A 12,716-nucleotide genomic window follows, 5' to 3' on the forward strand; every position below is an offset into this window, starting at 1 on the left:
TAAACAATACCAAAGTACTAGCCTACCAATAAATTGGCCCTGTTCCCAAGTACTTTTCAGCAATGGGCTGATAGTAATCCAAGACCTCATCCAAATCATAAACTTTTTGACTTTTGGTATACAGATCATATTTATTGAAATCCTTTATGATCTCAAGATATTTTGCGTCTTTCTCATTGACAATTTCCTTATACGCCCCTCCGGAATGCCATGGATAAAAAGAATGATAACGAATCATGACCATTGCCTCCTCAGGTAACGAATTGGTTTTATGATTATTTAGAACTTGGTATAAATATTCATCATGTCCCCAGGCCAAATCTACATTATCAATACCACAACCTGCTTCATAGATACCTGTTGGCGTGTTGTATTTTTCATTTTGCATATCCTCGTTCAACGCATTGAATTCCGGATATACGCATGAGTCCGGTAATTTACAGCCTACAATAAAAACGTCACCGACCATGCCCCATTGCTCTGCCTGGCTAGTACCATCCTCATCGCTTCCTTTTAAGAACATTACTTTGCCCAAATCATGAATAAGTCCTGTTAATTGCATCCAATCCGGCCTATTATCTGCACGTATTGCTTCAGCACTTTGTATCAAATGTTGAATATTAGGTAAATTAATATCCGGATCACTTACGTCTATTAAACTGTTTAAATGACGCATTGCTTCCCAAAGATCCATTGGTGTGTCATATGTCAAATACTTTTTATGCATACGTTTTACATAGTCCAAGGTTTGGTTTTTTCTCATTTTACGATAATGTTCCTTTACCGCAGCGGACACATCTGGAGCCTCGTAGTCCCTGAAAATTTTTTCCTCCATGATTAATTTGTTTTATTGTTAATTATAATACTAAAATTTTAAACATTTCCCAAAAGAACATACAGAATTACTGTAAACAACACTAGAAACACGCTAAAAGGCTTGGCATATTTCCACGGTTTTAAATCCAGGATTCCAGAATCTTTCATTTCAAATTTTACCTCTTTAGTAAAAAAATAGGAAACCAAATGCATGATTATGATATTGAGAACAAATTCTAGTCCCCATATATGAACAAAGTGAAGTTCCACTTCAAAACCAAAATTTAAGATGACATAAAAAAACAAGCCGAATACCAAACCTGCTTTTGCGCCTGTTGCCGAAACTTTGGGAAAAAGAAAGCCGGCTATGATCACACTGGCAATGGGTATAAAAAATATACCGTTAAGCTCTTGTAACAATTGATAGAGTCCTTCTGGTGCATTGGCCACAAAAGGTGCGATCGCAATGGCCCCTATGGCCAAAATAGCGGACGTAAGTTTACCTATGCGCACCAATTTGAGCTCACTTATATTGGTATTGATATACCGCTTAAATATACCCAGACTAAATACGGTGGCGGCACTGTTCAAAGCACTATTGAACGTACTTAATATTGCCCCCATCATTACGGCAACAAAAAAACCGGTCAACCATAATGGCATTACCTTTTTCACCAATAAAGGATAGATATTGTCCTGATCTTCATAATACGCGTCACCAAAATAATAAAAGGCAATAAGCCCTGGCAATACAATGATCAATGGCACCAAAATTTTTAATAATCCGGTATATAATAATCCCTTTTGGGCTTCCTTTAGATTAACCGCCCCCAATACACGTTGTATAATAGATTGATGCATGGTCCAAAAGTAAAGTTGGTTTACCATTAGCCCCGTAAACAACACTTCAAACGGCAGAATGGCCGTACGTGCACCCTCACCTACGCCTGGCTCGTTACTGATGACGTTAAATTTATCCGGACTATTTTGAAAAACGGTTTCCAACCCACCAAGCATATTACCATCACCAATACTCAATAATGCCAAAATAGGAACCAAAAGTCCTGCAACCAATAGTCCAAATCCGTTTATGGTATCAGTATAAGCTACCATTTTTAAACCTCCAAAAATGGCGTAAACTGCTCCTAATGTCCCTACCGTTACTATGGTGATGACGATTCCCTGTTCCCTACTTACGTTCAACAAAGTTGATATCTCAAATATGGCTTCAATATTCAGCGCCCCGGTATACAATACTATAGGTAGTAAAGTGGCCACAAAGGAAATGATCAGTAATAAGGCTACCAATGTTCTGGTAATACCGTCAAACCTTTTTTCCAAATACTCAGGTATAGTTGTAAGGCCCATCCGTAGATATTTAGGTGCAAAATAAAGTGCTCCTACCACTAATGCCAGTGCAGATGTTACTTCCCATGCAATGATTATGGCACCATTTTTATAGGCAGAACCATTCATACCAACCAAATGCTCCGTAGATATATTGGTCAATAACAATGACCCGGCTATTACAATACCGGTTAAAGACCTACCTCCTAAAAAGTAACCATCTTGAGTATCTAACCTATCTCTACGTAATTTATAGGTAGCGTAAAACGCTACAAAACCGGTAAATAAAATAAATGTTAAAAAAGCCATCGTTGGTAAATATAGAAAAATACTCGTATTGTAGTGTAAAAATTACACCTACCCATTGTTTGTTTTATAAAAAAAATATATACTTTACCTGTTATTAATCATTAACACTTTTAAAACAAATTATGTTAAGCACTATTTATCAGTTAGTTAGTAAATATATTCTGAAAATTTATTGTTTACACTGGTATTTTCGTTTTTTAACAAATTGTAAATTAATTGTAAAATTGTCGTAAACTACAGATTGTAAACAGATAGTTTATGTAACTGAGCTATATCAATTTCTGTTTAAAACACAGTTTTAATTCCTTATTATCACCTTCTTTTTTAAGCAAAGGACTAACTGCTCCATTAATATTGGCAAATGCTTTTTCAATAAATACTGGTCCTTTTTTTATCTTCACCGCATGAAAGTAGTTTCTACAAATATTGGAACACCCATAACCTTTGAATGGAACGGTAAAAAAGAACAGACAGGTATTTTTAAATATCCAACAGAAAACGGACTGTTCCTAGGAAAAAACGATGTCCAAAATGATACGGTCATTGACCGGGTACATCATGCCGGTACGAATAAAGCGTGTTATTTATTCTCTGCAGAACAATATGGATTTTGGAAACCAAAATATCCCAATCTTTCATGGAACTGGGGAATGTTCGGTGAAAATCTTACTATATCAGGACTTGATGAGTCAGAAATTCTAGTTGGTAATATCTACAGAATTGGCAAAACCTTGGTACAAGTTACCCAACCACGGGAGCCTTGCTATAAACTTGGGGTACGTTTTAATGATGTAAAAATCATAAAGGATTTTATTGCACACAACCACCCAGGGACATATGTGAAGGTTATAGAAGAAGGACGTGTGACTACTGGTGACAGCGTTATATTAGAACAAGCCTCTACCAATACCTTATCCGTTCAAAATTTTTATCAGCTACTTTATGATAAAGAGAAAAATAAAGATATGTTAGCTTTGTTCATGAGCAATGATGCGGTACCTCTATATAAAAAAGAGAAACTTAAAAAGTTCCTATCTTAAACTTAATAACCATTTAAATGAAAAAAAATCTAATCGTACTTGTATTCTTATTGGGGTTAATAACTCAGGCGCAAGAAATCCCAAATGCAGATATAAGAACCAACCCTACTACCCATAATGTTGGCTTCATAACCCTATTGGTCCATTATTATGACGATGGGTTAAAGTTAAATCCATTAAATGCCACATTTCAAGGAGATAGTAGGTATAATGATACTTTGCCCAATTTTTTATCCGATGCCTATAAAAAAGAATTGAAGGATTATTATACCTCCTATTTAAAAATGTCAAAGAAATTTGATGACAAAAAATTATCGGAGACAGAACGGATGTCCAATGCCATCTTACAATGGGAATGTGAAATTAATCTAGATGAACTGGCTTTTGAAGATTATACCCCTATAGACCAGATGTGGTCCATGAACCTGATGATGGGCCAATTGGCCGGTGGCACCAGTGCCCAACCTTTTAATACTGTAGAAGACTATACCAATTGGCTAAAACGATTGGATGACTATGTAGTTTGGCTGGATACTGCCAAAAACCGTATGCAAAAAGGAATCAAAGCCAAAAATGTGCTTCCTAAATCATTGATAAAAAAAGTATTGCCTCAATTACAAAGTATACTCACGAAAAACATTGAAACTAACCTGTTTTTTAGCCCAATCCTTAATTTTCCCGATGATTTTTCCACTGAAGATCGTGAGCGCTTAAAGCATGCATATACCACAATGATCGCCAATAAAATTATACCGGCCTACAAGGCATTACATGATTTTATGGCTACGGATTATTTGAGCGCAGGGCGCACGACCAGTGGCATACAGGATATACCCAACGGAAAAGCGTACTACGCACATCAAATAAAAAAATATACGACCACTTCCATGAGCGCTGAGGAAATCCATAATATTGGACTTAGCGAAGTAGCCAGAATAAGTACCGAAATGGAAAAGGTGAAACAACAGGTTGGATTTAAAGGTAACCTTAAGGAATTTTTTGACCATGTTAGGACCAAGAAGGAATTAGTGCCCTTTACCGACCCACAACAGGTAATTGACAATTTTAATACAATCCATAAAAAAATAACCCCTAGGGTAAATGAATTGTTCAGTAAACAACCTAATACTCCTTTTGAAGTAAGAAGAACAGAATCATTTAGGGAAGCATCTGCTAGCGCAGAGTACAATCCTGGTTCGTTAGATGGTACCAGACCCGGTATTTTCTACGTACCTATACCAGATGTTACCTCCTACAATATGTATTCTGATGAGGATTTATTTTTGCACGAAGCAATACCCGGCCATCACTTTCAAATTTCCTTGACTCAGGAAAACAACGACCTGCCACAATTTAGAAAAACCTTGTGGTATAGTGCGTATGGTGAAGGTTGGGCCCTATATACGGAATCCTTGGGCAAAGAACTGGGACTATACACTGACCCCTATCAATATTTTGGTATGCTAGGCGCAGAAATGCATAGGGCTGTCAGGCTAGTGGTCGATACCGGTCTACATGCTAAAGGATGGACAAGGGAGCAGGCCATTGCTTATTCTTTGGATAACGAAGCTGAATCAGAAGCCAGCATTACCGCGGAGATCGAACGTTACATGGCCAACCCCGGACAAGCACTATCCTATAAAATTGGACAATTAAAAATTTTGGAACTCCGCGCAAAAGCCGAGAAAATGCTAGGCAAGGATTTTGACATTAAGGTATTTCATGAAAAAATATTGGAGACCGGTTGTGTTCCTCTGGCAATTTTGGAAAGTAAGATTACAGAATGGATCAATGCCAATATGAAATTTTAATTGGTCAATTCTAAATAACCCGTATATGAACAATCCTTGGCATTTATATGTAATGGCATTTATTTACATACTTGCCGGAATCATGCATTTTGTAAAACCCAAAGTATATTTAAGAATCATGCCTAGATACCTACCCTTTCATAAGGAATTGGTACTGTTAAGTGGTGTGGCTGAAATTTTGTTAGGTATTGGATTGTTTTTTAAGGAAACAAGAACGCTGGCATCATTTGGTATAATAACCATGCTCTTGGTATTTCTATTGGTACACTTTTACATGCTTTCCAGTGAAAAAGCCTCGGCAGGATTTCCAAAATGGATTTTATGGGCAAGGCTACCCTTGCAAATTTTACTTATCTATTGGGCCTATAGCTACGTAAAATTTTAAAATAAAAAAGGGGACGCTCCCGTCCCCTTTAATGAAATCAACTTAAATCAACTTAATTAACAACAAACTCTTCAGTGTATGTTTTACCAGCAGACTTTACGGTTACTACGTAAACCCCTGGGAAAGCATCTGCAAAATTGAACGCTTTTTCTACGATCAATTCATCTATAACTTCTTGTGAAAATACCGTTCTACCTTCGGCATCATATATTTTAATGGCCATCTTAGACTTATCCAAGTTTAGATAGTTCATAAGTATCATATTGTTGGTCTTTCTGAAGAATGGTTTAATATCTTCATCCGCGTCAACAATTTTTACATTATTCTTTTCAAGAACTATGGTATAGGAATAGTTTTTAAGATTGTCATCTGCAGAAAGGAAATAAACACCGTCTGCCAAATCTTTAAAATTCAATTTTTTACTGAAAAGTCCTTCAGATACTTTTTCTGAATAGATAACATTCAAATCAGAATCCATCAACTTGATCTGCACACCTACTGATGAAGCTTCCATCGTCAATACGACGCTCTTAGCTTTTCCAGCAGTTAAAAGGTTCAATTTTGGCTCTCTTGCCATGCCTGCTACTGTAGCGAACATGAAGGCAACTACTGTGGTAATCTTTAGAATGTTTTTCATAATAAATTATTTTTAAGGGTTACATATAATTTACACTACAAACATACACTCGTTTTCTAGTGCCCACTACATCATATTTTCCCAATTTATGTGCTATTTTAACCTCTTCACTATAACTTAACACTGCGTAAGATAAGATTACATAGAATTAGGTTAATTTTGCAAAGTAGACCCTTATTTAGGTTGATTAATTTTATAGTATTAAACATTTATTATGGTAAAGCAGAAACCTACTTTCGAAGCTATTGAACCAGATTTTGGACATTCCTTTACATACCAAAGGTTTGATGAACATAAATTGAACAAGAACAATGTTTGGCATTACCACCCAGAATTAGAATTGGTATATGTAAACGGTGGATCCGGCAAACGTCAAATTGGTAGCCATGTATCCTATTATACCAATGGCGACCTTATACTTATAGGTAGCAATTTACCCCATTGCGGCTTTACGGATGCCCTTACGGGAAATACAAGTGAAACGGTGGTACAGATGAAGGTGGATTTTTTAGGTCCCGATTTTTTTAATCTTCCGGAAATGAAAAAGATACAAAGCTTATTTAGTAAGGCGAGCGGTGGTATTGCTTTTTCCGGTAAGACCAAACGAAAGATCGGGGACAAAATGGAGGTCCTGGAATACCAAACCGATTTTCAGCGCCTTTTATCTATCCTAAATATATTGAACGAACTGGGAAATTCTGATGATATGCGTCTTTTGAATGCAGAAGGTTTTTCATTTACTACAGATGTAAAGGACAATGACCGTATAAACATTGTATTCAACCATGTAAAAAATAATTTTAGGGAAGAAATTACACTTGAAGAGATATCTTCTATGGTAAGTATGACCATACCTTCTTTCTGTAGGTATTTCAAGAAAATCACCAATAAGACCTTTATACAGTTCGTAAACGAATATAGACTGGTACATGCATCTAAACTATTGGCAGAAAAACCAATGAGTATTACCGAGGTATGTTTTGAATGTGGATTCAATAATTTCTCCCATTTTAATAAATCGTTCAAAGCCTTTACAGGACAAAACCCTTCAGAGTACAGAAATGAACTAAAAACGGTCTTGGTTTAATGCAAAGTCTTTTTGACGATAGTATTGAGTTGAATTTACCGGATAGCGATATCTGTTATATACCCCGTTTCCTTGACCGATCAAGAGCCAGTCATTTTTTTGATGTTCTTAAAAATAACACCCCATGGCAGCAAGATAATATTACAGTATTTGGAAAGACCTACCCACAGCCAAGGTTGACGGCCTTATATGCAAATAACGATAAACCGTATTCCTATTCCAACATTACCATGCTCCCCCTGCCCTTTAATAAGGAATTATTGGAAATTAAAGATAGGTTGGAAACATTTGCCAAAGTTGAGTTCACCACATGTTTGTTGAACAGATATAGAACGGGAAGTGATAGTAATGGTTGGCATGCGGATAATGAAAAGGAGCTAGGTGAAAATCCTATAATTGCATCCATTAGTTTAGGTGCGGCACGTTTTTTTCATCTTAAACATAATACACGACCGGACATTAAGCATAAAATAAACCTGCAACATGGTAGCTTGCTCTTGATGAAAGGAAAAACCCAGCATTATTATAAACATCAGATTGCAAAGACCGCCAAAGCGGTGGAGGAACGTATTAACCTGACCTTTAGGATTATTAAATAATCCTTAAAGTTAAAGGATCATGGTAAAAAGTTAAGGCTAGGCCGTATCTTTATAGTGCTATGAACAAAGAATTTACAGAAAGAGCCCTGGACCGTATTATAGAAATGGCCTGGGAAGATCGCACACCATTTGAGGCCATTACATTTCAATTTGGAATTACGGAACAGGAAACCATCGCAATTATGCGAAAGGAAATGAAACCCAGTAGTTTTAAAATGTGGCGCAAACGGGTTCAAGGAAGAGCCACTAAACACGCTAAATTAAGAGCCGTTGATATGGGCCGGTTTAAATGTTCCAGACAACGGAATATTAGCGGTAACAAAATAACCAAACGTTAATTACTTAAAGACATCGTTTAATACCGTTGCCAAACGTACTCCACCTTTTTGTAATTGGGATGTTACGCTAGTCCACCAATCATAACTATATCTATACCCCAACTTTTCACCGGTTTCCACAGAGGCATAAACTTTATCAGCCAATTGATGGGACTCCTCTACCCAATCCAAGAGGGTACCGTTCTGCAAATTGTTTAGCTCCTCCTTGCTAAGTTTAGGATATTCCATGGCCAATTCGGTAAAGCTCATACCGTTGTCCTCTATCATATTGGAATCCCAAACACGATGTAAATTGGTACCGTCACCGAACCATTGCAGTTGTATATCATTACCTCCCTTGTCCTCAAATCTACCTACGTGCATAGGTTGGTGCAAGTCACCTATAAGGTGTATCAAAAATTTAAGATAAAAGGCCTTATCTTCTTTACTACTGTTTTCATCCTGTATTATTTGTATACAGGTATTGACACCCTGAACAAGGTCTCCATACTGGCTGGGCTCAATTTGATCATAGGTTTTACCAAAAGGAATATTTACATAATGCCATGCGCTAAATTTGCTGAAGGCCCTATCTGCCTTAATCTCATCGGCAAAATTTGAAACCGCCGCCAAACTCTTTCCGTCCAATAATTTTTCAATGGCGCGCTTTGCCTTTCTATTTAGATGCTTCTCCGCAATTTCCCCAACGACCCTGTGCCCCGTTTTGGACCATATCATATCATTTGCCCTTGTGTTAGGGTACATCAACATACATAATACTAAAACAACAATATTCTTCATCACTACAAATTTTGCCAAAAATAGGATTTCAAATTTTAAGGTATTGTTAAAACTTCGGTAAGGTTAAATTTATATTAGAACTTGCATCAATGAAAAAAAAATCGCTCAAAAAACCTCAACGCAAACGCAGCTTTTTTAAAATAGTTGGATATACCCTATTAAGCCTCATAGCATTTATTCTCCTATTTATTGGTAGTGTACAATTTGGGCTATGGGGAAAGTTGCCCTCTAAGAAAGAATTGTCAACCATTCAATATCAAATTGCCTCTGAAGTATTTACGGCAGACAGTGTATTAATAGGCAAGTATTATCTATATGACCGGCAACCCGTTACGTTCAATGAATTCCCCGAACATTTAAGACACGCATTGATTGCCATAGAGGACGAGCGTTTTTATGAACATTCTGGTGTTGACTATAAAAGCCTAATACGGGTAGCGTTCAAAACGGTACTAATGGGGGACAATGCATCCGGGGGCGGTAGTACCATATCTCAACAATTGGCAAAAAACCTTTACCCTAGAAAAGAACGCAACCACACCAATTTAGTCGTAGATAAGGTCAAGGAAATGATCATTGCCAAAAGACTTGAAGGTATTTTTAACAAAGATGAAATTCTGACCCATTACCTAAATACCGTATCTTTTGGTGATAATACCTTTGGTATTGAAAGCGCCGCACTAAAATTTTACAATACCAGAACCAAAGACCTAACTGTTCCACAAGCTGCCACCTTGGTGGGGATGTTAAAAGCCACCTACGGCTATAACCCAAGGTTATTTCCCGAAAAAAGCATTAATAGAAGAAATTTAGTTTTAACGGCAATGTATACCAACAACTATCTTTCAGAAGAGGCTAAAACAAAGTTTCTAAAAGAAGATTTGCAGTTAGATTATCGCGAATTTGATTACAATGCTGGTACGGCTCCTTATTTTAGGGAAGAGGTTAGAAAAGAAATGTTGCAATGGATTTCCGATCAAAAAACCAATGGTTTAGACTACAACATTTATACTTCAGGTTTAAAGATTTATACCACCCTTAACTATAAGATGCAACAAATTGCCGAAGATGTTTTGGTTGGTCATATGGGCAAATTACAAGCCGATTTTGAAAAAAGTTACGGCAACCGTGCTCCATGGTTAAAGGATAAGGGACTGATGGAAAAAATTGCAAAACGAACCAATACCTATAAAAGATTACAAAAGAATGGTTTATCACATGGACAAATAATTGATAGCCTATCCAATGACCACAGAATACGCACCTTGGGCAGTTGGCAAGGTGACAAGGATGTAAAAGCGTCCACCATGGACAGTATTAGTCATTACACAAAATTTCTAAATACAGGTTCTTTGGCCGTAGACCCAACTAATGGTGAGGTTTTGGTATGGATTGGCGGTATAAATTTTAAACAGTATAAATTTGACCATATTTCTCAAAGTAAGCGACAGGTTGGCTCCACGTTCAAACCTATTGTCTACTCGACAGCTTTGGAACAAGGTATAACACCTTGTACTTATTTTTCTGCGGAAGAAGTCCAATATGATAACTTAAAAGGTTGGTCACCAAGCAATTCTGGCAATAAAGATGAAGCTTACCTTAATTATTCCATGGAAGAAGGACTTAGTAATTCCGTAAACACTGTTGCCGTTAAAGTCTTGGAAAAAGCAGGTATTGGCAACGTCATACAAATGGCAAAATCCATGGGTATTTCAGAAAAATTGCCCAATGAAGCATCCATTGCCTTAGGAACCGGGGAAATCAATATTCTAGAACTTGCACAGGCCTATACGAGTTTTGTCAATAATGGCAAATCAACCAAACCATTGCTGATCAAAAGAATTACCAATCAAAAAGATTCCATTTTGGCTGATTTTAATTCTACTATTGAGGAAAAGGCCGCCTTTTCAAAAGAAACGGGACAAACCATGATAGAAATGATGAAGTCTACCATTAATTCAGGAACTGCAAGCAGATTGAGAACTACTTACGGACTCAAAAACGATATTGCGGGCAAGACGGGTACAACACAAAACAATAAGGATGCTTGGTTCGTAGCCTTAATGCCAAAATTGGTACATATAACTTGGGTTGGCCTTGACCAGCATGAAATAGGCTTTAGCAATACAGGTATAGGTCAAGGAGCAAATGCCGCACTGCCTTTGTTTGGACTTTGGATGCAACAATTGAATAAGAAAAAAGATTTTGACCCTTATACAAAAAGTAAGTTCCCCAACCCTTCACAAGAGGTATTGAACGCATTGGATTGCGACCCGATTAAAAAAGATGGTTTTTTTAAACGATTGTTTAAGAATCCCAATAAAAAGAAGACCAAAAAATTCAACGGTTAATCCTAAAGACATAAATAATGCTACAGCAACCATTTATTGAAATTAATTTGATATATTTATGATATCATTTTAATATCATATCCTATGAAAGTAGAAAAAACCCATAAGGCCCAAAATGGTTATGTTATGTTAGCCGTAGTATTTGTATTGTTATTTGGCGGAATTGCACTTCTTAAAATTTACGTAGGCGTTCTAATGATTGTTGCGGCTTTGATCATGTGTACAGGTTTCGTTTTAGTCAATCCAAATAGTTCAAGGGTGCTGTTGTTGTTTGGTAAATATATTGGTACCATCAAGGAGAATGGCCTTTTTTGGGCTAATCCCTTGTTTACCAAAAAAAGAATATCCTTACGTGCCAGTAATTTTGATAGTGAGCGGTTAAAGGTCAATGATAAATTGGGAAACCCTATTATGATAAGTACTATACTTGTATGGCGGGTTACCAATACGTATAAGGCGGCTTTTGATGTTGATGATTATCAAAATTTTGTACGCGTACAGACAGATGCCGCGGTACGCAAATTGGCAAGCATGTATCCTTATGATAACTTTGCAGATGAAGGTCTTGATGAGGATATCACCTTAAGATCTAGTGTAAATGAAGTGAGCGAAGCCTTGGAACAAGAAGTCCAAGAACGACTTTCAATGGCAGGTATAGAAGTTTTAGAAGCAAGGATAGGCTATTTGGCCTATGCACAGGAAATTGCCAATGCAATGCTTAAACGTCAGCAGGCAACTGCAATTGTTGCAGCAAGGCATAAAATTGTAGAAGGTGCGGTAAGCATGGTGGAAATGGCATTGGAAGAGTTGAGTAAAAAAGATTTGGTAGCTTTGGACGATGAACGTAAATCTGCTATGGTAAGCAACCTAATGGTCGTGCTTTGTTCTGACAAGGATGTTGCGCCAATAGTGAACACCGGTACGTTGAACCATTAACATGCACATTGAAATAAAAAAAAACACATTGAAAATAGTATCAGCTTTCTTGTTGTATGAGTAAAAAAAAGCCATTTGCATTACGTATTAATGAAAATATGTTGAAATCCATTGAAAAATGGGCGGCAGATGAATTCCGTAGCACTAATGGCCAGATTGAATGGATGTTGATGAAATGCCTAAAAGAGGCCAAACGGGAGCCCAAGGACAAGAAACCCGATTAAGTTTAGCATTTATTTAACGAAACAAAAACTTAAATTTGGTCTACCATCTAACCACC

At 36.9% G+C, this 12,716-nt stretch carries 13 protein-coding genes; 9 read left to right on the plus strand and 4 right to left on the minus strand.

The window, feature by feature from the left end:
• Nucleotides 1-22: 22 nt before the first annotated feature.
• Nucleotides 23-835 (minus strand): inositol oxygenase family protein, encoded by an 813-nt coding sequence (locus tag JM81_RS06395; protein WP_089262785.1) that lies wholly within the window; start codon nucleotides 833-835, stop codon nucleotides 23-25.
• 38 nt (nucleotides 836-873) lie between these two features.
• Nucleotides 874-2,472, minus strand: a complete 1,599-nt coding sequence (locus JM81_RS06400; protein WP_144801497.1) for a solute:sodium symporter family transporter — start codon at nucleotides 2,470-2,472, stop codon at nucleotides 874-876.
• 404 nt (nucleotides 2,473-2,876) lie between these two features.
• On the opposite strand from JM81_RS06400, the gene JM81_RS06405 reads away from it, so the two are divergent.
• The 3 genes from JM81_RS06405 to JM81_RS06415 are packed head-to-tail and all read left to right on the plus strand — an operon-like array spanning nucleotide 2,877 to nucleotide 5,708.
• Nucleotides 2,877-3,512 carry an MOSC domain-containing protein gene (locus JM81_RS06405; RefSeq protein ID WP_144801501.1) on the plus strand — a complete coding sequence of 212 codons (636 nt, stop codon included), beginning with the start codon at nucleotides 2,877-2,879 and terminating at the stop codon, nucleotides 3,510-3,512.
• A 17-nt stretch (nucleotides 3,513-3,529) separates the two neighbouring features.
• Nucleotides 3,530-5,323 carry a DUF885 domain-containing protein gene (locus tag JM81_RS06410; protein ID WP_144801504.1) on the plus strand — a complete coding sequence of 598 codons (1,794 nt, stop codon included), beginning with the start codon at nucleotides 3,530-3,532 and terminating at the stop codon, nucleotides 5,321-5,323.
• 25 nt (nucleotides 5,324-5,348) lie between these two features.
• Nucleotides 5,349-5,708, plus strand: a complete 360-nt coding sequence (locus tag JM81_RS06415; RefSeq protein WP_144801507.1) for a hypothetical protein — start codon at nucleotides 5,349-5,351, stop codon at nucleotides 5,706-5,708.
• Between the two features lie 52 nt (nucleotides 5,709-5,760).
• On the opposite strand, the gene JM81_RS06420 is transcribed toward JM81_RS06415, so the two are convergent.
• Nucleotides 5,761-6,345: a T9SS type A sorting domain-containing protein gene (locus JM81_RS06420; protein ID WP_089262775.1), complete on the minus strand. Its 585-nt coding sequence runs from the start codon at nucleotides 6,343-6,345 to the stop codon at nucleotides 5,761-5,763.
• A 214-nt stretch (nucleotides 6,346-6,559) separates the two neighbouring features.
• Here JM81_RS06420 and JM81_RS06425 point away from each other — a divergent pair, with 214 nt between their 5' ends.
• From JM81_RS06425 to JM81_RS06435, 3 genes are read left to right on the plus strand one after another with little or no spacing between them, the layout of a single operon-like run.
• Nucleotides 6,560-7,432, plus strand: coding sequence for an AraC family transcriptional regulator (locus JM81_RS06425; protein ID WP_089262773.1), 873 nt, complete (start codon nucleotides 6,560-6,562; stop codon nucleotides 7,430-7,432).
• Nucleotides 7,432-8,031 carry an alpha-ketoglutarate-dependent dioxygenase AlkB family protein gene (locus tag JM81_RS06430; protein WP_144801510.1) on the plus strand — a complete coding sequence of 200 codons (600 nt, stop codon included), beginning with the start codon at nucleotides 7,432-7,434 and terminating at the stop codon, nucleotides 8,029-8,031. Before JM81_RS06425 ends, JM81_RS06430 begins: the two co-directional genes overlap by 1 nt.
• Nucleotides 8,032-8,090: 59 nt before the next feature.
• A complete protein-coding gene (locus tag JM81_RS06435; protein ID WP_089262769.1) occupies nucleotides 8,091-8,369 on the plus strand; it encodes a TIGR03643 family protein in 279 nt (92 codons plus the stop codon).
• Here the strand turns inward: JM81_RS06435 and JM81_RS06440 are convergent, their stop codons facing one another.
• Nucleotides 8,370-9,149, minus strand: a complete 780-nt coding sequence (locus JM81_RS06440) for a S1/P1 nuclease (protein WP_144801513.1) — start codon at nucleotides 9,147-9,149, stop codon at nucleotides 8,370-8,372.
• 89 nt (nucleotides 9,150-9,238) lie between these two features.
• On the opposite strand from JM81_RS06440, the gene JM81_RS06445 reads away from it, so the two are divergent.
• The 3 genes from JM81_RS06445 to JM81_RS06455 all read left to right on the plus strand — a co-directional run bounded on the left by JM81_RS06445 (nucleotide 9,239) and on the right by JM81_RS06455 (nucleotide 12,660).
• Entirely contained in the window at nucleotides 9,239-11,500 is a 2,262-nt protein-coding gene (locus JM81_RS06445) for a transglycosylase domain-containing protein (RefSeq protein ID WP_144801517.1), read from the plus strand.
• A gap of 84 nt (nucleotides 11,501-11,584) precedes the next feature.
• Nucleotides 11,585-12,436 carry an SPFH domain-containing protein gene (locus JM81_RS06450; RefSeq protein ID WP_089262763.1) on the plus strand — a complete coding sequence of 284 codons (852 nt, stop codon included), beginning with the start codon at nucleotides 11,585-11,587 and terminating at the stop codon, nucleotides 12,434-12,436.
• A 56-nt stretch (nucleotides 12,437-12,492) separates the two neighbouring features.
• Nucleotides 12,493-12,660, plus strand: a complete 168-nt coding sequence (locus tag JM81_RS06455; protein ID WP_089262761.1) for an Arc family DNA binding domain-containing protein — start codon at nucleotides 12,493-12,495, stop codon at nucleotides 12,658-12,660.
• The last annotated feature ends 56 nt before the right edge of the window (nucleotides 12,661-12,716 follow it).

This window comes from Maribacter sp. MAR_2009_72, assembly GCF_007827235.1.
GTDB lineage: Bacteria > Bacteroidota > Bacteroidia > Flavobacteriales > Flavobacteriaceae > Maribacter > Maribacter sedimenticola.

What these genes read in the sequence shown, in the direction of transcription:
- JM81_RS06450 (WP_089262763.1), top strand. Translation starts at nt 11,585, where the DNA reads ATGAAAGTAGAAAAAACCCATAAGGCCCAAAATGGTTATGTTATGTTA.
- JM81_RS06410 (WP_144801504.1), top strand. Translation starts at nt 3,530, where the DNA reads ATGAAAAAAAATCTAATCGTACTTGTATTCTTATTGGGGTTAATAACT.
- JM81_RS06415 (WP_144801507.1), top strand. Translation starts at nt 5,349, where the DNA reads ATGAACAATCCTTGGCATTTATATGTAATGGCATTTATTTACATACTT.
- JM81_RS06435 (WP_089262769.1), top strand. Translation starts at nt 8,091, where the DNA reads ATGAACAAAGAATTTACAGAAAGAGCCCTGGACCGTATTATAGAAATG.
- JM81_RS06420 (WP_089262775.1), bottom strand. Translation starts at nt 6,345, where the DNA reads ATGAAAAACATTCTAAAGATTACCACAGTAGTTGCCTTCATGTTCGCT.
- JM81_RS06425 (WP_089262773.1), top strand. Translation starts at nt 6,560, where the DNA reads ATGGTAAAGCAGAAACCTACTTTCGAAGCTATTGAACCAGATTTTGGA.
- JM81_RS06395 (WP_089262785.1), bottom strand. Translation starts at nt 835, where the DNA reads ATGGAGGAAAAAATTTTCAGGGACTACGAGGCTCCAGATGTGTCCGCT.
- JM81_RS06445 (WP_144801517.1), top strand. Translation starts at nt 9,239, where the DNA reads ATGAAAAAAAAATCGCTCAAAAAACCTCAACGCAAACGCAGCTTTTTT.
- JM81_RS06440 (WP_144801513.1), bottom strand. Translation starts at nt 9,149, where the DNA reads ATGAAGAATATTGTTGTTTTAGTATTATGTATGTTGATGTACCCTAAC.
- JM81_RS06430 (WP_144801510.1), top strand. Translation starts at nt 7,432, where the DNA reads ATGCAAAGTCTTTTTGACGATAGTATTGAGTTGAATTTACCGGATAGC.
- JM81_RS06400 (WP_144801497.1), bottom strand. Translation starts at nt 2,472, where the DNA reads ATGGCTTTTTTAACATTTATTTTATTTACCGGTTTTGTAGCGTTTTAC.
- JM81_RS06405 (WP_144801501.1), top strand. Translation starts at nt 2,877, where the DNA reads ATGAAAGTAGTTTCTACAAATATTGGAACACCCATAACCTTTGAATGG.
- JM81_RS06455 (WP_089262761.1), top strand. Translation starts at nt 12,493, where the DNA reads ATGAGTAAAAAAAAGCCATTTGCATTACGTATTAATGAAAATATGTTG.